Here is an 18,492-nt window from a genome sequence, read left to right as displayed (position 1 = left end):
AGGCCGGGGAGTATCTCAAGTTCAGTGGCCGCTCAGGACCGATTTGGCCTTCGACCACCATCCGGCCCGCTTCGGGCGGTCGGGGTCGGGCGGAGTTAGAACGACCGCCACCGGCTCGGGTTCGGGAACAACCGACTGCGGGGCCGGAGTCGGCTCCTCCGCCTGGGCAGGGGCGACGGGCTCGCGCTCCACGGCTGGGGGAGGAACCTCCTGAGCCGCGGCTGGCACGGGAGCTTCGGCCTCTGCGGACCCTGTGGGAGCTTCTCCTTCGCCCTCCTGGGGTGCCACGAAACCCTCTTCCATGGCGAACTCGACCGCCGACTCGTCACGTCCGCGTCCACGTCCGCCCCGGCGCCCGCGACGACGGCGACGGCCCGGACGCTCTTCGTCCTCGGCGGCCACGGTCTCGCGTCCAGCCTCGCCTGCTTCCGATGCGTCCTCCTCGCCCTCTTCGCCTTCGTCGGCATGGACGGCGGCCTCGCCTTCACCGTCCTCGGGCCCCGCATGCTGTTCGGGCCGGGCGCCCTCGCGGTCCCGCCCGCGCCGACGCCGACGGCGGCGACGGCGACGGCCATTGCCGTCAACTTCACCCTCGCCGTCCTCGCCCCGCTCCTCGCCGGCGTGGGCCTCCTCGGCCTGGTCCTCGTCATCCGTCGGAATCTCGACCTCGACCTCGTCTTCTTCCGCGGCCTCGTCGATGGGGATGATGGCGTCGATCTGGATACCGGTCGCAGCCGATTTCTGCTCGAGCCGCAATGCGGGTTCGCCCCGGTCGATGACATAGGTGGTCGTGCCCATCAGGCTCTCGTCCGCGACGATGCTGATGGCGACGCCGAACCGTTTCTCGAGTTCGCGCAGATGGATGCGCTTTTGGTTCAGAATATAGAATGCCGCCTCGATCCGCGTACGGATGATGAGGTTGTAGCCGGCGTTCTTGATCAGGGTCTCCTCGATCGATCGCAGGACATGCAGCGCGATGGATGGCGTCGACCGGACGAATCCGGTGCCCGCGCAATGGGCGCAGGGGACGGAGGACGATTCGAGCACGCCCGTGCGAATGCGCTGGCGCGACATTTCCAAGAGGCCGAATGGCGAGATGCGGCCCACCTGGATGCGGGCGCGGTCGTTCTTCAGGCACTCGTTCAGCTTCTTCTCGACCGCGCGGTTGTTGCGCTTCTCTTCCATGTCGATGAAGTCGATCACGACCAGGCCGGCGAGATCCCGGAGGCGCAGCTGCCGGGCAATCTCCTCGGCTGCCTCCAGGTTGGTGCGCAGGGCCGTATCCTCGATGTTGTGCTCACGGGTCGAACGGCCGGAGTTCACGTCGATGGAGACCAGCGCCTCGGTCGGGTTGATGACGAGATAGCCGCCCGATTTCAGGGTGACATGGTTCGAGAACATCGCGTCGAGCTGAGCTTCGACGCCATATTTGGCGAAGAGCGGCTGCGGCTCGCGATAGGGTTTGACGATCTTGGCATGGCTCGGCATGAGCATGCGCATGAAGTCCTTGGCCTCACGATAGCCCTCGTCGCCTGAGACCAGGATATCGTCGATATCCTTGTTGTAGAGATCGCGGATGGCGCGTTTGATCAGCGATCCTTCCTCATAGACGAGGGCGGGTGCCGACGAGGTCAGGGTCAGCTCGCGCACGCTCTCCCACAGGCGCATGAGATATTCGTAGTCACGCTTGATCTCAGGCTTCGTGCGGGAAGCCCCGGCCGTGCGCAGGATGATGCCCATTCCTTCCGGGACCGCGAGATCCTGGGCAATTTCCTTCAGGCGCTTGCGGTCGGCGGCATTGGTGATCTTGCGCGAAATTCCGCCGCCCCGGCCGGTGTTCGGCATCAGCACCGAATAGCGGCCTGCCAGGGACAGATAGGTGGTGAGGGCCGCGCCTTTGTTGCCCCGCTCTTCCTTCACGACCTGGACGAGCAGGATCTGGCGGCGCTTGATGACTTCCTGGATCTTGTACTGCTTGCGGGGGGTGCGGGGGCGTTGCGGGACATCCTCCAGGGCATCGCCGCCGCCCAGCTGCTCGACCGTATCGTCGTGGTCGTGATCATCCTCGTCGTCGTGATGGTCTCCCTCGTCGTGTCCGGCCTCGCCATGCTCGTCGGTGGACGTCCGGGCCTCGGTGACGGTCTCGCCGTCCGTTTCGGAGACCCCCGGCTCGGCGGCCTCGCCGTCGGGCCGCGGCTCCGGGATCTCGGATGCGGCTTCCACCCCATGGCCTTCGCCCGCGGTCTCGGCCTCTTCGGTCGGATTGCCTTCCTCGGCCTCGGTCTCCGCGGAGGAAACGGCTTCGTCCGGCCGCGCCCGCTTGGCGGATGACCGGCGGCGGTTGCGACGGCGGTCCTCCTCAAGCTCCTCTTCGCGCTGCGCCTCGGCTTCCGCCTCCAGGAGCGCAATCCGATCCGCTACGGGGATCTGGTAATAGTCGGGATGGATTTCGCTGAAAGCGAGGAACCCATGCCGGTTTCCGCCGTACTCGACGAAAGCAGCCTGGAGGGAGGGTTCGACCCTCGTAACCTTCGCGAGGTAGATATTGCCTCGCAGCTGCTTACGGTTAGCGGATTCGAAGTCGAATTCTTCGACCTTTTGACCACGCACCACCACGACCCGGGTTTCTTCCGGGTGGGAGGCATCGATGAGCATCTTGTTTGCCATGTTGAACTCTCGACATGGCGACCGTGGGCAGAGCCTGAGGCATGAGCCGCATTAAGGGCGGGTGACCGCGCCGCTTGAGAGGGCGGCGGGCTGAAATTGCGTTCGGATTGCTTTCGGTCGCCATCGTGCGCCTCACTGGGGCGCATTCTGGGTTAAACCGGGCCGACGCCATGCCGAATGGAGCGGAACATGGGGCGCGAAACCGCTCGCGCGCATCGAACGGTGCTGTGACGAGAGTCAGGACTGACTTCGCTTGCGCAACCATTCAACGACGGCCCTTTCGAAATCGATGAGCCAGTTTGAACTGACCACCGGGCATATAAGGCGAAATCATCGCCATCTGAGCCTGTCCGCGAGCCTGTCGAGGATGACGGAGGGGTCCAGAGGATCGGTCAACACAACCGTCTCCACGGACTCCCCGCCAGAATCGGCCATGCCGGACGGGATCATCATCATTACAGATCGAACCATGCGTTTGGCAAGGTGCTGAGACACCGTGTCATCCTTGCCACAGGTGTGAAACAATAAAGCCTCAATGGTGAGGTTTCATTAACGAAACCGGATCTATGGAGGTAGGAGGGGCGCACGAATACCGCTGGCGGTCGGAATGCTCATGACGCGCTTCATTCGCCTTTTCTGCCTTTCGATCCTGGCATCCCTCGCGATGGCCGGGGCCGATGCGGCGCGGGCGGGCGGGGGTACGACGCCGGCAGCCGCACAGGCCGGCGCAGCCGTGATCGCCGTGGATGTCGCCGTCGAGGCGGAGGCGACCCGGACCCGGTTCAAGATTACCCTGTCCCGCGAAGTTTCCGTACAGACCTATGTGATGGAGAGGCCGGACCGGCTGATCGTTGATCTGCCCGAGGTTGCGTTCCATCTCGCGGCCGAGCTCGGCCGCAAATCCACTGGCCTCATTTCATCCTATCGCTACGGTCTTTTCGCTCCGGGACGTTCCCGCGTGGTGATGGATCTTGCGCAGCCGGCGATCGTCTCCGCGATACGGACCGAGCCGAGCGTTCTGAGCGGCGCGGTCGTGCTGGTGATCGAGCTGGCCCGGGCGGAGCGCGAAGATTTCCGCAAGGCTGCGGCCATGAATGCGGCCGGCGCCGGGCCGATGCCGGTCGAGGACAGCATGGCCCAGGTGACGAAGGACAAGCGTCCCGTCATCGTGATCGACCCGGGCCATGGGGGCGTCGACCCGGGTGCCTACGCCCTGACCGGGGCGTATGAGAAGGATATTGTCCTGTCCTTTGCCAGGGCTCTGACCAAAAAGCTCGAGGCGAAGGGCGAATACCGCGTGGTCATGACCCGGGATCAGGACGTCTTCATTTCCCTCGGCGACCGGGTACGGGCCGCCCGGGCTGCCCGGGCCGACCTCTTCATCTCGATCCATGCCGATTCCATCTCCGGCGGCCAGGAAGTCCGCGGTTTGACCGTCTATACCGGGTCGGAGCGTGCGTCCGACGCGGATTCAGCCCAGCTCGCCGACCGCGAGAACAAGGCCGATGCCGTTGCCGGGATCGACGCGGGCGACGGCCCGGACGAGGTCACCGACATCCTCCAGGATCTGACCTTGCGTGAGACGAGGAGCTTCTCCCACCGCTTCGCCGGCGGACTCGTCGGGGAACTCGATTCGATCGCGCGCCTGAACAAGAATCCCCGTCGCGAGGCGGGTTTCCGGGTGCTGCGAGCCTATGATGTGCCCTCGGTCCTCGTCGAGCTCGGCTACCTGTCGAGTCGTCAGGACCTCGACCTGTTGATGTCGGACGAGTGGCGCGGCAAGGCCATTTCGGCCATGACCGTCGCCGTCGACCGGTTCTTCGCCACGCGGCTCGCCCGGCAGCGCGCTGCCGCAGTTTTACCATAGAAACGGTGTGGATACCGATGGCAGGAGCGTGATTCCTCAGGTAACAGGGCAGTGGGGCCGACGTCCCGGCTGCCCGGTCGGGGGCAGCGTTGCAGATCAGGTGTGAAAGGCGCTGCTGGCGCCGGGAACGGATTACTTTCGGATGCGCTTCGTCCTACGATTTTTCGGCTTTCTCTTCAGCATTGGAGCGATCTTCTTCCTGATCGGCGCCGCCGGTCTCGCCTATGGCTACTGGACCTTCTCCAAAGACCTGCCGGATCACGCCCAGCTCGCCAATTACGAGCCGCCGGTCATGACCCGTGTCCATGCCGCGGACGGCAGCCTGATTGCCGAATATGCGCGCGAGCGGCGCCTCTATGTGCCGATCCAGGCCATTCCGAAGCTCGTCGTCGCAGGGTTCCTCTCGGCCGAGGACAAGAACTTCTACAAACACGCCGGCATCGATCCCGAAGGCATCGTCCGAGCCGTGGTGGCCAACCTCCGGTCCGGCGGCAAGCGCGAGCAGGGGGCCTCCACCATCACGCAGCAGGTCGCGAAGAACTTTCTTCTGACCAATGAGCGGACCTATGAGCGCAAGATCCGCGAGGCGTTGCTGGCCCTGAAGATCGAGACCGCCTTCCCGAAGGACAAGATCCTCGAGCTCTACCTCAACGAGATCTATCTCGGCCTTGGCAATTACGGCATCGCCGCCGCGGCCCTGAACTATTTCGGCAAGTCGGTGCACGAACTGAGCATCGCGGAGGTCGCCTATATGGCGGCCCTGCCCAAGGCGCCGAACAACTACCACCCGTTCCGCCAGCGCCAGGCTGCCCTCGACCGCCGCAACTGGGTCATCGACCGCATGGTCGAGAATGGCTACGTCACCCGGGAGGCGGGGGACGCGGCCAAGAAGGAGCCGCTCAACGTCAATCCGCGCGTGATATCGCCCAACAGTATCGCCTCCGGCTATTTCGCCGAGGGCGTCCGCCGCGACATCGCCGAGCGTTATGGCGAGGAAAAGCTTTATGAAGGCGGCCTCGTCATCCGCGCCACCCTCGATCCGCAGATGCAGGCCATGGCGCGCAAGGCGCTCGTCGACGGTCTTGTGCGCTTCGACCAGGCCCGTGGCTGGCGCGGTGCGCAGCAGAAGATCGAGCTCGCCGGTCGCGAGTGGGGGGTGGCGCTGGCCGAGGTTCCCTCTCTCGGCGATGTGCAGCCATGGCGTATGGCCGTGGTTCTCGAGGTTTCCGGTGGCCGCGCCAGGATCGGTTTGCAGCCGAAAAAGGATTCTGCCGGTCGCGTCGCCCAGGAGCGCGAGACCGGTTTCGTTGCGGCGGACGGGGTGAAGTGGACCCGCCGCTCGGTCGAAAAGGCACTCTCCACGGGCGACGTGGTCTATGTCGAGCCCATCGAGGGCAAGGACGACCAGTACCGCCTGCGCCAGATTCCGGAGATTTCCGGCGCCATCGTCGCCATGGACCCCTATACCGGCCGCGTGCTCGCCATGGTGGGCGGGTTCTCGTTCGACCAGAGCGAGTTCAACAGGGCCAACCAGGCGATGCGCCAGCCGGGTTCGTCCTTCAAGCCGATCGTGTATGCTACGGCCCTCGACAAGGGCTACACGCCGTCGAGCCAGATTCTCGATGCCCCCTTCGTTCTCGACATGGGGCCGGGCCAGGCAGCCTGGGCGCCGTCGAACTACGACGGAAAGTCGTCCGGCCTGCGCACCCTGCGCTACGGTGTCGAGCATTCCAAGAATCTCATGACCGTCAGGCTCGCGAACGAGGTCGGCATGCCGGCCATCGCCGAATACGCGCGTCGCTTTGGCGTCTATGACGACATGCTGCCGTTGCTTTCCATGTCGCTGGGCGCCGGCGAGACGACCGTCATGCGGATGACCGCAGCCTATTCCATGTTCGTCAATGGAGGTCGGCGCATCAAGCCGACGCTGATCGACCGCATTCAGGACCGCACCGGGCGGACGATTTACCGCCATGACGACCGCAAATGCAGCAATTGCGACGCCGACCAATGGGACGGCAGCGGACCGCCGAAGCTGACGGATACCCGCGAGCAGGTTCTCGATCCGCTGACCGCCTACCAGATGACATCCATTCTCGAAGGCGTCGTCCAGCGTGGAACGGCCCAGAGCGTGAAGGCGGTCGGCAAGCCGCTCGCCGGAAAGACCGGCACGACAAACGACGCCAAGGACGTCTGGTTCGTCGGTTTCTCGCCGGATCTCGCAGTCGGTGTTTTCATTGGCTATGACAAGCCGCAATCCCTCGGCAACGCGGCGACGGCTGGCCAGTATGCGGCGCCAGTCTTCCGTGACTTCATGCAGATGGCGCTGAAGGACAAGCCGGCGACCCCGTTCCGGGTGCCCGCGGGTATCAAGCTGATCCGCGTCAGTGCCTCGACTGGCACCCGCGCCGGCTCGGGCGAAAGCGGCGGCGTCATCGTCGAAGCCTTCAAGCCGGGCACCGGACCGCCGGAATCCTATGTGCCATCGGATGCCGAGGTGCCTCAGGCCGAGGCGTCTCCGGAAGCCCAGCGGGCGGTCGGCGTCGGGATCGGCGGATTGTACTGACCTCGAACAATCACCACATCAGGAGAACTCCTCGGGCGTGAGCCGGCGACCGGCCACCCGAGGAGTTCCTTTACACCCTGCGGTGCTGCCCTTAAGACACCGCAGCAAACGTGACACCAAGCTCAAAGAAGAACATGCGCGCTGAAATCGAGCATCTCGTAGAAGAGACCAAGCAGTCTGTCGGGCTGCTGAGGAGGCATCTTTGACTGGGACAACGCCCAGCGACGCCTCGCAGAACTGAACGCCAACGCCGAGGACCCGAACTTCTGGAACGATGCGGAGGCCGCGCAGAAAATCATGCGCGAGCGCACCGGCCTCGAGGACCAGATTGCGGCCATCAAGCGTCTCGAGCAGGACCTCGAGGATGCCATTACACTGGTTGAGCTCGGTGAGGCCGAGAAAGACGAGGACACCGTCACGGAGGCCGAGGAGAGCATCCGCGCCCTCCAGGCCGAGGCCGCGCGCCGCCAGGTCGAGACCCTCCTGTCCGGCGAGGCTGACGGCAACGACACCTATCTCGAGGTGCATTCCGGGGCCGGCGGCACGGAAAGCCAGGACTGGGCGAACATGCTTCAGCGCATGTACGCCCGTTGGGCGGAGCGCCGGAAATACAAGGTCGAACTTCTCGAAGTCACCGATGGCGAAGAGGCCGGCATCAAGAGCGCGACCCTGCTGATCAAGGGCCATAACGCCTATGGCTGGCTCAAGACCGAGTCGGGCGTGCATCGGCTCGTGCGCATTTCGCCCTATGATTCCAACGCGCGCCGCCACACGAGCTTTGCCTCCGTGTGGGTCTATCCGGTCGTCGATGACCGCATCAACATCGAGGTCAAGGAATCCGATTGCCGGATCGATACGTTCCGGTCGTCGGGTGCTGGCGGCCAGCACGTGAACACGACCGACTCGGCGGTGCGCATCACCCATATTCCCAGCGGCATCGTCGTGGCCTGCCAGCAGGAACGCTCGCAGCACAAGAACCGGGCGACGGCCTGGAACATGCTGCGTGCCCGCCTCTATGAGGCCGAGCTGAAGAAGCGCGAGGAGAAGGCCAACGCGGAAGCGGCCGCCAAGACCGAGATCGGGTGGGGTCACCAGATCCGCTCCTACGTGCTGCAGCCCTATCAGATGGTGAAGGACCTGCGCACCGGGGTGCAGTCGACGAGCCCGCAGGACGTCCTCGACGGCGATCTCGACCCCTTCATGGAAGCCTCGCTTGCCCAGCGGGTCTATGGCGGCGAAGCAGAGGTCGCGGATATCGATTGAGGACGCTTGTTCCCGGCGGGCTAGTTAGGAACGCAGCCTGCCGGAGTCGCGACTCGGGCGTCCAGGCAGATCAGAGAGCCTTTGCCGCGTCGAGCACCTCTTGGGCATGGCCGGGCACCTTCACCTTCGACCAGATGCGGGCCACCGTGCCGTCCCGATCGATGAGGACGGTCGTGCGCTCGACCCCCATGTATTTGCGTCCGTACATGCTCTTTTCCACCCAGACTCCATAGGCCTCGAGCATGGATTTGGCCTCGTCCGAGGCGAGGGGGAATTCGAGGCCGTATTTGGCGCGGAACCTGTCGTGGCTCTTCAGGCTATCGGGCGAGACGCCGACGATTTCGGTGTCGGCGGCGGCGAAGTCCTTTCGCAGGGCCTGAAAGTTCTGAGCTTCAAGAGTGCAGCCGCTGGTGTCGTCCTTCGGGTAGAAATACAGCACGATCTTCCGGCCCTTGAGACCGTCGAGGCTGATTTGTCGGCCATCGGTACCGGGAAGGGAGAAAGAGGGGGCCGGGGCTCCGCTTGTGATCGTCATGGCTCGCCTTCGTTTCGACGGAATGTGATGTTTGGACACGCCCGCGCGATTGGCTGCACGAGATGGTCGCGATAGGTGCGCAAGAGGGTTAAGGTCCCCTTTGATTCCCGTATCCTGCTCAAAGTTCAAGACCGGAACGACCGACAAACACGAGTATGAAGCCATTTCTTCGCACCAGATCGCCCCGGCATAAACCGGTGAAGCGTAGCGCTATCCGGCGCGTCCTTCGTGGTGCTCTCTATCTCAAGCTTGGCCTTCTGCTCTTCCTTTGTATCGGCTTTGGCATCTTCTATATGCGCCTTTCGGCCGGGCCGCTGAATTTCGGGCGCCTACCCGAGCGAGTCGCTGAGGCGATCGCGTCACGGATTGGCCCCGGCTGGACGGTGACCTTGCGGAATACAGCGGTCGGCCTTCACGGTGGTTCCCCTGTCCTGATGACGGACGGACTCGATATCCGGGCCCCCGACGGTGCCCTCGTCCTGCGCGCGCCGTCTGCGCTCGTAAGTGTGGACGGCATCTCCCTGCTCACGGGGAATTTGCAGCCCAAGTCGATAGAGCTGCGCGATCTGCAGTTGCGTGTCCTCGTGAACCGGGACGGGTCGTTGACCTTCAGTTCCGATCCTGGAGGGGACGCGGCCGACAGCACTGCCCCCGGCGCCGTCTCCGGAAGCCAGCCTCCCGAGGCCGCGGCATCGATTCCCCCCGTTGTGACGGCCGGCTCACCGATTTCCGGAGCCGTCGGATCCCTGTTTGATCTCGTGGTCGGACCGCAGAGCATCCTGGGATCGCTGGACAAGGCCCAGGTCACGAATGCCCGGCTCATGTTCATCGATGCGGATGGGCGTCGGCGGGGCACGCTGGATCGGTTCGACGCGACCTTCGATTGGTCCGAGAGCGGAGGACGTCGCTTCGTCGCCGGTGTCGAGAGTCCGAAAGGGCGCTGGCAGCTGAGCGGTGACGCCAATGTGGAGGGTAAGGGTCAGTATCGCGCCGTCGTCGTCGCCGACGATGCGCCGATTCAGGATATCCTTCTGCTCACGGGCCTTTCGGCGCTTCCGGCGACCACGGATCTCGAATTCTCGGGTCGCGTAGACGTGGCCTATGGCGGCGGTCGCGTAACGGAACTCAAAACCCGGCTCGACAGCAATGCCGGCTTCATCCAGGTCGACGACAAGGATACGTCTCCCTTGAATGTCGAGCACGCGACCATTGAAGCGACCTGGGATGAGGCGAGCCGGGCCCTCGATCTCCCAAATCTGGAACTGGTCGGCGGCGGCAATCATGTGCGGCTTCAGGGGCGCCTGTTCACGGCCGCGGGAGGCGAGGGATGGTATTTGTCCCTCGCGGGCAGCGATGTGATCTTGTCGGGCGCCGCAGAGGGCGACAGGCCCGTCATGGTCAAGGAACTCAAGGCTGAGCTTGCCGGGCCCGACGGAGTGGCCATCAAGAGCATCAAGCTCGAGGGTCCCGCTCTTTCCGCCGAGATCAGTGGACTTCTCGGCGCCTCGGCCGATCCTCACGGCTTGAACCTGCAGGTGAGCGCGGCCGGAACGGACGTTCGTACTGCCGTCCGGATCTGGCCCGAAGCCGTGGCACCACCGGTCCGCAAATTCCTCAAGTCGAACCTCAAGGCAGGCCGTCTGGATTCGATAGCCCTCAAGGTTGCGATGACGGGCGAGGACATCATCAAGGCGGTTTCCGGCGGACCGATCCCGGAGAACTCCCTAGCAATCGACTTCAAAATCTCGAAGGGCGTTCTGACCGCCGCGAAGGGACTGCCGCCCATCTCCGACATGATCGTCTCTGGCCGCGTGACAGGAACCAAGGTCACCCTCCAGGCTCCGACGGGACGGGTGGACATGGCAAATGACCGGAGCCTCGGCGCCTCGGAGGGGACGTTCAATCTGGACAATTACTGGGACGATAACGCCCTAGCAAAGATCAATTTCCGCCTCGCTGGGACGGCGGAGGGTCTCGGTGCCCTCCTGCAGGAACCCCTGGTTCACGAGATCGCCGGCTTCGATGTCGATCCTGCAACGATGAAGGGCAAGACCGATCTTCGCGTCGGCATCGACCTGGCGGTAAGCCATGTGCCCGCAGTTGCGGACCTTCCGTTGAAGGTGTCCGGAACTGTCAGTGACTTCAGCATCGACAAGATTTTCGGCAAGGATCGCCTGGATAACGCCAACCTCGCCATCGCCTACGACAGAGGCAATCTCTCGATCAAGGGTGACGGAAAGATGGGCGGCAGCGTGGCCTCTATCGACGTGCATAAAGCGCCGGAAGGCGGCGAGGCGAATGTGGCCTTCAGTCTCGACGAGGCTGCCCGCGCGAAGCGCGGGATGTCCTTCGGACCCCAATTGACAGGCACGCTGCCGCTCAAGGCTTCGCTGCCCCTCGGTCCTGCTGCCAAGCAGGGCATTCGCGTGGAAGCCGATCTGACCAAGGTTGCCATCGATCAGCTCATTCCAGGCTGGGTCAAGCCGTCTGGTCGGGCGGGCAAGCTTTCCTTCGTCATGGTCGATGGCCCGTCGACGGAAATCCGTGACCTGCAGCTCGATGCGGGAGCCGTGCAATTGCACGGATCGGCAGTGCTCTCGGGCGACGGAGGAATCGAAAAGGCGGACCTTTCCACCTTCAAACTGTCGCCGGGGGACGACATGCGCGCGCAGATCGATCGGGTCAATGGCCTGTACAAGGTCACGATCCGGGGCAATGTCGGCGACGCACGCCCCTTCTCGAAGGCCATGGCGTCCGCGCCTGCTCCGACGGGGAAGAACGCTGCAGCGCAGCGTGACATGAAGGATTTCGACCTTGATGTCGTCCTCAACATCCTCGCTGGCTACAACAGCGAGGCGATCACGAACGCGTCGCTCAAGGTTTCCGTTCGCAAGGACAATCTCCGCAACCTGGAGATGAAGGGGCGGCTCGGTGCGACGGACATCATCGCAAAGACCCTGAGCCAGGCAGCGACAGGCCCGACCATCGTGCTCCAGGCACAGGACGCCGGCTCGCTCCTGCGCTTCCTGGATATCTACAAGCGCATGATCGGCGGGGATCTCGTCCTGCAGATGGCCGCGGGCGACGGTCCTCAGGCAGGATTCTTGACGTTGCGGGATTTCGCCCTGAAGAACGAACCGGCCCTCCGTCGGATCATCCCGACCCAGTCCCAGGTGGTGACCGGGCAGGACCAGGCGGGCAACCCCCAGTCCATCCGGACGGACGTGAACGAGGTCATCTTCACGAAAGCACGGGTCGATTTCACCCGCACGGCCGGCCGTCTCGACTTCAAGGATGCGGCAATCTTCGGCAACCAGGTGGGCTTCACGCTCGGCGGCTATATCGACAATGCCCGCGAGCGCATGGATATTTCCGGGACTTTTGTGCCAGCCTATGGGCTCAACAATGCCTTCGCGCAGGTGCCGCTTTTCGGGCCGTTGCTTGGCGGCGGGCAGTACGAGGGGCTCTTCGCGGTGAATTTCCGCGTGGCAGGCCCAAGCGATGCACCGACGCTCACCGTCAACCCGCTCTCTGCCGTGGCGCCGGGATTCCTGCGCAAGCTCTTCGGAGCCGGTGGGGCAGGGGAGACGCAGGCGGGCGAACTGCCCGCGACCCCCGAGCGATAATCGCTAAACGGCGCGCAGAAGAACGTGCTTCTTCTTCCCGAATGACAGCTTGATCACGCCCTCCGCCGTCATATCGGACAGGTTCAACACGCCGCGCTCATCCGTGACGGGCTGATCGTTGACCTTGAGGCCGCCGCTCTTGACCTGTCGCCGCGCTTCGCTGGTGGAGGGAACGAGCCTGGCATAGTCGGGCCCGAAGGCCGCCAGAATACCGAGACCGTCCTTGAGCGAGGAGGACGGAATCTCGATCGTCGGCAGGCTCTCCGACAGGGTGCCCTGCTCGAACGTCTTCAGCGCTGTTTCCGCCGCTCGCTCGGCCGCGTCGCGCCCATGGATGAGGGCGGTCGCCTCCGTGGCGAGCACTTTCTTCGCTTCGTTGATCTCGGCACCCTGGAAAGCTTCGAGCTTGGCGATTTCATCGAGCGGAAGCGTCGTGAAGAGCTTCAGGAAACGCGCAACATCGGCATCCTCGGTGTTGCGCCAGAACTGCCAGTAGTCGTAAGGACTCAGCATGTCGGCGTTGAGCCATACGGCGCCGGATGCGGTCTTGCCCATCTTGGCACCCGAAGCCGTGGTGAGAAGCGGACAGGTAATGGCGAAGAGCTGTTCCGTCCCGAGACGTCGGCCGAGATCGATGCCGTTGACGATGTTGCCCCACTGATCGGAGCCGCCCATCTGGAGGACGCAGCCGTAGCGCTTGTGCAGCTCGACGAAGTCGTAGGCCTGGAGGATCATGTAGTTGAACTCCAGGAACGACAATTCGTGCTCGCGCTCAAGTCGAAGCTTCACGCTGTCGAAGGACAGCATGCGATTGACGGAGAAGTGGCGGCCGACGTCGCGCAGGAAATCGATGTAGTTGAGCTTGGTCAGCCACTCGGCATTGTCGACCATGATCGCGTCCCGCGGGCCGTCGCCGAACGAGATCAGACGCGCGAACACGCCCTTCAGGCTGTCCTTGTTCTGTTCGATCTGCTGCGGGGTCAGGAGCTTGCGGCTCTCGTCCTTGCCGGAGGGATCGCCGACGCGGGTCGTACCGCCGCCCATCAGCGTGATCGGCCTGCCCGCGCCAGTCTTCTGAAGCCAGTGGAGCATCATGATGGACAGGAGGTGGCCCACATGGAGTGACGGGCCGGTGCAGTCATAGCCCACGTAGGTTGTAAGACGGCCCTCCCGTGCGGCCTCATCGATGCCCTCGAAGTCGGACGTCTGATGAATAAAGCCGCGTTCGGTCAGAACCTTCATGAATTCCGATTTCGGCGCGTTCATCGCAGGTCTCATTGTTCGCGTGACGTTGTTGGAACTGCGTCTAACAGTTTTGGCGAGGCATTTCACCACTCAAGGATGCAACGACCGCCGGAGTAGTAGCGGTAAGAGCGCGTCGCATCCCGATTGGAATTGCAAACTTCCCTAGGCAGCCTTGTCGGCAACGTCTTCGGACGGCGGGCCGGCCACACCTTCCTCCGGCGCAGAAGGCTGGTTCCTGAAAATGCCTAGGCGGCCTCTTCCGCCTTGCCCAGGCGCTTGTCGAGATACTCGTCAACGGCCATCATCAGTTCCTCGACCTTGCCATCGAAGAAATGATTGGCGCCTTCGACGACGGCGTGCTCCAGCTTAACGCCCTTCTGCGTCTTCACCTTCTCGATGACGCTGACGACGTCCTTCACCGGCGCGACCCGGTCCTCGGAGCCGTGCACGAAGAGGCCAGAAGACGGGCAGGGCGCCAGGAATGAGAAATCGTATCGGTTGGCCATCGCGGCGATGGAGATGAAGCCTTCGATCTCGGGACGCCGCATCAGGAGCTGCATCCCGATCCAGGCGCCGAAGGAGACACCAGCGATCCAGCAGGCACGGGCATCCGGGTTCATGGCTTGAGCCCAATCGAGGGCCGCGGCGGCATCCGAGAGCTCACCCTGGCCGTGGTCGAATGCGCCCTGGCTGCGTCCGACCCCCCGGAAGTTGAACCGCAGCACCGAAAAGCCCCGGTTCAGGAAGTCATAGTATAAATTGTACACGATCTGGTTGTTCATCGTGCCCCCGAACTGGGGATGCGGATGAAGCACGATGGCGATGGGGGCGCCTTTCTGCTTGGCTTGCTGGTAGCGCCCTTCGATGCGGCCAGCGGGACCTGTGAAGACAACCTCAGGCATGGAATACGAACCTCTCAACCGCCCTCTCGCCTAGAGAGAGGAAAAGCACTGCAGCCTTGACTTCAGGCCCCGGATCTCGGTAAAATCTTTAGAATTGTTCTAAAGTGTAATTGTATTTCCCTTGGTCCACCCGCGCCTTCGGCGCCCGTGCGGCCTCGAGAAATGTGGTTGCGGTGCTTTAACATGGCAACCAGGGGCAATTGCAAGACATTCGTGTACCACGGCAATCGGGATGGCAGCAGATCAACGCATTTACCTTGACTATAACGCGACCACGCCGATCCGGCCTGAAGTCGTGGACGAGGTCGTGCGCGCACTGCAGCTTCCTGGAAACGCCTCGTCGGTCCATGCGGAGGGGCGGGCTGCCAGGGCGGAGGTCGAGCGCGCCCGGGAGCGGGTCGCCAATCTCGTCGGGGCCAAGACCAAGAATGTCATCTTCACGAGCGGCGGCACCGAGGCCAGCAACACTGTTCTTTCCCCGTCTTTCCACCGCCTTGGTGAAGCAGGCGCCGCACGCCTGCTGATCGGCGCGACCGAACACCCGTGCGGCCTGAACGGTCATCGCTTCGCGGCAGAGGCCGTTGAAATTCTCTCCGTCGATGCGAACGGCATCATCGATCTGGGTCGGCTCGAGGAGCGTTTGGAAAACGCCGGCAGCGCCCGTGCGCTCGTCTCCGTCCAGCTTGCCAACAACGAGACCGGTGTCCTTCAGGCAGTTGCGGACATTGCACAACTGGTTCACCGCCATGGCGGCCTCGTCCACACGGACGCCGTCCAGGCCGCGGGCAAGGTTCCGGTCGATATGGCCGCGCTCGAGATCGACGCGCTGACCCTCTCGGCCCACAAGATCGGTGGCCCGAAGGGCGTCGGTGCCCTGGTCGTCGCCTCGGACCAACTCGAAGTCGCAGAGCGGCTATTGCGGGGCGGTGGCCAGGAAAAGGGTCATAGGGCGGGGACGGAGAATGTCGCCGCCATCGCGGGCTTCGGCAAGGCGGCCGAACTGGCCGAGGCGGAGCTTGACCATGAGGCCGCGCGGCTTGCATCTCTGCGAGACGAGGCGGAGAGCCATCTCCGTCGGGTGGCGCCGGACGCTGTCGTGATCGCAGGCGAGGCTCGGCGGTTGCCGAATACCTTTGCTTTTGCCATACCCGGCCTGAAGGCCGAAACCGCGCTGATTGCCTTCGATCTCGCGGGAATCGCCCTCTCGTCGGGCTCGGCCTGTTCATCCGGGAAAGTCAGACGGTCGCATGTTCTCGACGCGATGGGCGTCGATCCGGCTTTGGCGGAGGGCGTTCTGCGGGTCAGTTTGGGGTGGAAGACTGTGAATGAGGACGTAATCCGCTTCGCGGAGGCGTGCGAAAGGGTGGTGAACACCCTATATAAGCGGAGGGCAAGCGCAGCCTGACCGGCGACGCTTGCATTTCCATGTCATCAACCCGCGGCCCTTGAAGCCGTGAGCGGTGGGAGAGACAAGATGCCTGCAGTGCAGGAGACGATCGATCAGGTCCGACTGATCGATGTCGACCAATATAAGTATGGCTTCGAGACCGAAGTCGAGATGGAGAAGGCTCCGAAGGGCCTCTCCGAAGAGGTGATCCGCTTCATTTCCGCCAAGAAGGGCGAGCCAGAGTGGATGCTTCAGTGGCGCCTTGATGCCTACAAGCGGTGGCTCACCATGAGAGAGCCGTCCTGGGCGCGGGTGTCGTATGACAAGATCGATTACAACGACATCTATTACTACGCCGCGCCGAAGAAGAACCCGGCGCCGAAATCCCTCGACGAGGTCGATCCCGAGATCCTCAAGACGTACGAGAAGCTCGGCATTCCCTTACGCGAGCAGGAGATCCTGGCTGGCGTCGAGCCGGAGCGTCGCGTCGCCGTGGATGCGGTCTTCGACTCGGTTTCCGTCGCGACGACATTCAAGGAAGAGCTGAAGAAGGCCGGCGTGATCTTCATGCCGATCTCGGAGGCCATCCGCGAATATCCGGACCTGGTGCGCCAGTATCTGGGGTCCGTGGTCCCGGTCACCGACAATTTCTTCGCGACCCTCAACTCAGCCGTGTTTACGGACGGTTCGTTCGTCTACGTGCCGCCGGGCGTGCGGTGCCCGATGGAGCTGTCGACTTACTTCCGTATCAACGAGAAGAATACGGGGCAGTTCGAGCGCACCCTGATCATCGCGGACAAGGGCTCCTACGTGTCCTATCTCGAAGGCTGCACCGCTCCGAAGCGGGACGAGAACCAGCTTCACGCCGCAGTGGTCGAGCTCGTCGCCCTCGATGACGCAGAGATCAAGTATTCGACGGTGCAGAACTGGTACCCAGGCGACGCCGAGGGCCGGGGCGGCATCTACAATTTCGTGACCAAGCGTGGCGACTGCCGGGGCCGGAACTCGGTCATCACCTGGACACAGGTAGAGACGGGATCGGCCATTACCTGGAAGTACCCGTCCTGCATCCTCCGCGGCGATAATTCACGCGGCGAGTTCTATTCGATCGCGGTGTCGAACGGCATGCAGCAGGTCGATTCCGGCACCAAGATGATCCATTTGGGCAAGAACACCACAAGCCGGATCATCTCCAAGGGGATCGCGGCGGGTAAGTCCGAGAACACCTATCGCGGCCTCGTTTCCGCGCACCGCAAGGCGTCAGGAGCCCGCAACTTCACGAACTGCGACTCGCTTCTGATCGGAAACGAATGTGGCGCCCACACAGTGCCCTATATCGAGTCGAAGAACGCGACGGCCGTGTTCGAGCACGAGGCGACGACGTCCAAGATTTCGGAAGACCAGATGTTCTATTGCCAGCAGCGCGGCCTCTCGGAGGAGGAAGCGACGGCCCTGATCGTCAATGGTTTCGTGAAGGACGTGCTCCAGCAGCTCCCCATGGAGTTTGCGGTCGAGGCACAGAAACTGATCTCGATCTCCCTCGAAGGCAGCGTCGGCTAATCGCAACGGCGTCATCCCGGCCGCCGCGGCTCGCGGGGCCGGGATCGCGAAAACCAGTGCAATTCGAAAACGATCCCGAGGCGGCCGAAGTCGTACGGGATGACGTGAATGGAAATCAATCATGCTCGAAATCAAGAACCTTGTGGTCCAGATCGAGGACAAGCGCATTCTCAACGGGCTCGATCTCACCGTGAACAATGGCGAAATCGCCGCGATCATGGGGCCAAACGGCTCCGGCAAGTCGACGCTTTCGTATGTGATCGCCGGAAAGGAGGACTACGAGGTCCTCGACGGCGAGATCCTTCTCGACGGCCGGAACCTGCTCGAAATGGAGCCTGATCAGCGCGCTGCGGCGGGCGTCTTCCTCGCATTCCAGTATCCGCTCGAGATTCCCGGTGTCGCCTCGATGACCTTCCTCAAGGCTGCCATGAATGCCCAGCGCAAGGCCCGCGGACAGGATGAGCTGACGACCCCTGACTTCATCAAGCGGGTCAACCTGGCGGCCGCCAAGCTCGAGATTCCCAAGGACATGCTGAAGCGCGCCCTCAACGTCGGATTCTCCGGCGGCGAGAAGAAGCGCATGGAAATCTTGCAGATGGCCCTGCTGGAGCCAACGTTCTGCATTCTGGACGAGACGGATTCCGGGCTCGACATCGATGCGCTGCGTATCGTGTCCGAGGGTGTGAACGCCCTTCGGGCGGCGGATCGTTCGTTCCTCGTGATCACCCATTATCAGCGCCTGCTCAATCATATCGTGCCGGATTCTGTCCACGTCATGTCGGGCGGCCGCATCGTGAAATCCGGTGGCAAGGAGTTGGCGCTCGAACTGGAAGCCAATGGCTATGCCGACTACCGAGACAGCGAGGCCGCCTGA

At 63.2% G+C, this 18,492-nt stretch carries 11 protein-coding genes; 7 read left to right on the top strand and 4 right to left on the bottom strand.

Features of this window, described 5'->3' with window-relative positions; all coding sequences use genetic code 11:
• Positions 1–21: 21 nt before the first annotated feature.
• Positions 22–2,667, bottom strand: a complete 2,646-nt coding sequence (locus AC522E_RS10620) for an Rne/Rng family ribonuclease (protein ID WP_500750411.1) — start codon at positions 2,665–2,667, stop codon at positions 22–24.
• A 613-nt stretch (positions 2,668–3,280) separates the two neighbouring features.
• On the opposite strand from AC522E_RS10620, the gene AC522E_RS10615 reads away from it, so the two are divergent.
• The 3 genes from AC522E_RS10615 (at position 3,281) to prfB (ending at position 8,363) form a co-directional block, all read left to right on the top strand.
• Positions 3,281–4,534: an N-acetylmuramoyl-L-alanine amidase gene (locus AC522E_RS10615; RefSeq protein ID WP_500750409.1), complete on the top strand. Its 1,254-nt coding sequence runs from the start codon at positions 3,281–3,283 to the stop codon at positions 4,532–4,534.
• A 142-nt stretch (positions 4,535–4,676) separates the two neighbouring features.
• On the top strand, positions 4,677–7,100 hold the full coding sequence (locus tag AC522E_RS10610) for a penicillin-binding protein 1A (RefSeq protein ID WP_500750408.1): 2,424 nt from the start codon (positions 4,677–4,679) through the stop codon (positions 7,098–7,100).
• A 134-nt stretch (positions 7,101–7,234) separates the two neighbouring features.
• A protein-coding gene (gene prfB, locus AC522E_RS10605; RefSeq protein WP_500750407.1) for a peptide chain release factor 2 occupies positions 7,235–8,363 on the top strand; the annotation gives its coding sequence in 2 pieces (ribosomal slippage) (positions 7,235–7,303 and positions 7,305–8,363; 1,128 coding nt in all).
• Positions 8,364–8,433: 70 nt separating this feature from the next.
• Here the strand turns inward: prfB and AC522E_RS10600 are convergent.
• Positions 8,434–8,898 carry a peroxiredoxin gene (locus tag AC522E_RS10600; protein ID WP_500750406.1) on the bottom strand — a complete coding sequence of 155 codons (465 nt, stop codon included), beginning with the start codon at positions 8,896–8,898 and terminating at the stop codon, positions 8,434–8,436.
• Between the two features lie 197 nt (positions 8,899–9,095).
• Between AC522E_RS10600 and AC522E_RS10595 the strand changes: the two genes are divergently transcribed.
• Complete coding sequence (locus AC522E_RS10595; RefSeq protein WP_500750405.1) at positions 9,096–12,524, top strand: hypothetical protein; 3,429 nt, start codon at positions 9,096–9,098, stop codon at positions 12,522–12,524.
• Positions 12,525–12,527: 3 nt separating this feature from the next.
• Here the strand turns inward: AC522E_RS10595 and tyrS are convergent, their stop codons facing one another.
• Together tyrS and AC522E_RS10585 are read right to left on the bottom strand one after the other, a co-directional pair.
• The gene (tyrS, locus tag AC522E_RS10590; RefSeq protein ID WP_500750404.1) at positions 12,528–13,790 is read right to left on the bottom strand and encodes a tyrosine--tRNA ligase; all 1,263 of its coding nucleotides are present in this window, start codon (positions 13,788–13,790) and stop codon (positions 12,528–12,530) included.
• A gap of 224 nt (positions 13,791–14,014) precedes the next feature.
• Complete coding sequence (locus AC522E_RS10585) at positions 14,015–14,671, bottom strand: alpha/beta hydrolase (RefSeq protein ID WP_500750403.1); 657 nt, start codon at positions 14,669–14,671, stop codon at positions 14,015–14,017.
• A gap of 232 nt (positions 14,672–14,903) precedes the next feature.
• Here AC522E_RS10585 and AC522E_RS10580 point away from each other — a divergent pair, with 232 nt between their 5' ends.
• From AC522E_RS10580 to sufC, 3 genes are all read left to right on the top strand, one after another.
• A complete protein-coding gene (locus tag AC522E_RS10580) occupies positions 14,904–16,076 on the top strand; it encodes a cysteine desulfurase family protein (protein ID WP_500750402.1) in 1,173 nt (390 codons plus the stop codon).
• Between the two features lie 69 nt (positions 16,077–16,145).
• The gene (gene sufB / locus AC522E_RS10575; RefSeq protein ID WP_500750401.1) at positions 16,146–17,618 is read left to right on the top strand and encodes a Fe-S cluster assembly protein SufB; all 1,473 of its coding nucleotides are present in this window, start codon (positions 16,146–16,148) and stop codon (positions 17,616–17,618) included.
• Positions 17,619–17,739: 121 nt separating this feature from the next.
• Positions 17,740–18,492 carry a Fe-S cluster assembly ATPase SufC gene (gene sufC, locus AC522E_RS10570; RefSeq protein ID WP_500750400.1) on the top strand — a complete coding sequence of 251 codons (753 nt, stop codon included), beginning with the start codon at positions 17,740–17,742 and terminating at the stop codon, positions 18,490–18,492.

The sequence above is a fragment of the Microvirga sp. BF8 genome, from assembly GCF_059888585.1.
The sequence above is the reverse complement of the archived record's forward strand: the minus strand, read 5'-3'. Positions and strand labels throughout refer to the sequence as shown.

Coding starts and splice junctions, on each gene's coding strand:
- AC522E_RS10610 (WP_500750408.1), top strand. CDS start 4,677: ATGCGCTTCGTCCTACGATTTTTCGGCTTTCTCTTCAGCATTGGAGCG.
- AC522E_RS10620 (WP_500750411.1), bottom strand. CDS start 2,667: ATGGCAAACAAGATGCTCATCGATGCCTCCCACCCGGAAGAAACCCGG.
- AC522E_RS10580 (WP_500750402.1), top strand. CDS start 14,904: ATGGCAGCAGATCAACGCATTTACCTTGACTATAACGCGACCACGCCG.
- AC522E_RS10600 (WP_500750406.1), bottom strand. CDS start 8,898: ATGACGATCACAAGCGGAGCCCCGGCCCCCTCTTTCTCCCTTCCCGGT.
- AC522E_RS10615 (WP_500750409.1), top strand. CDS start 3,281: ATGACGCGCTTCATTCGCCTTTTCTGCCTTTCGATCCTGGCATCCCTC.
- tyrS (WP_500750404.1), bottom strand. CDS start 13,790: ATGAACGCGCCGAAATCGGAATTCATGAAGGTTCTGACCGAACGCGGC.
- sufB (WP_500750401.1), top strand. CDS start 16,146: ATGCCTGCAGTGCAGGAGACGATCGATCAGGTCCGACTGATCGATGTC.
- sufC (WP_500750400.1), top strand. CDS start 17,740: ATGCTCGAAATCAAGAACCTTGTGGTCCAGATCGAGGACAAGCGCATT.
- AC522E_RS10585 (WP_500750403.1), bottom strand. CDS start 14,671: ATGCCTGAGGTTGTCTTCACAGGTCCCGCTGGCCGCATCGAAGGGCGC.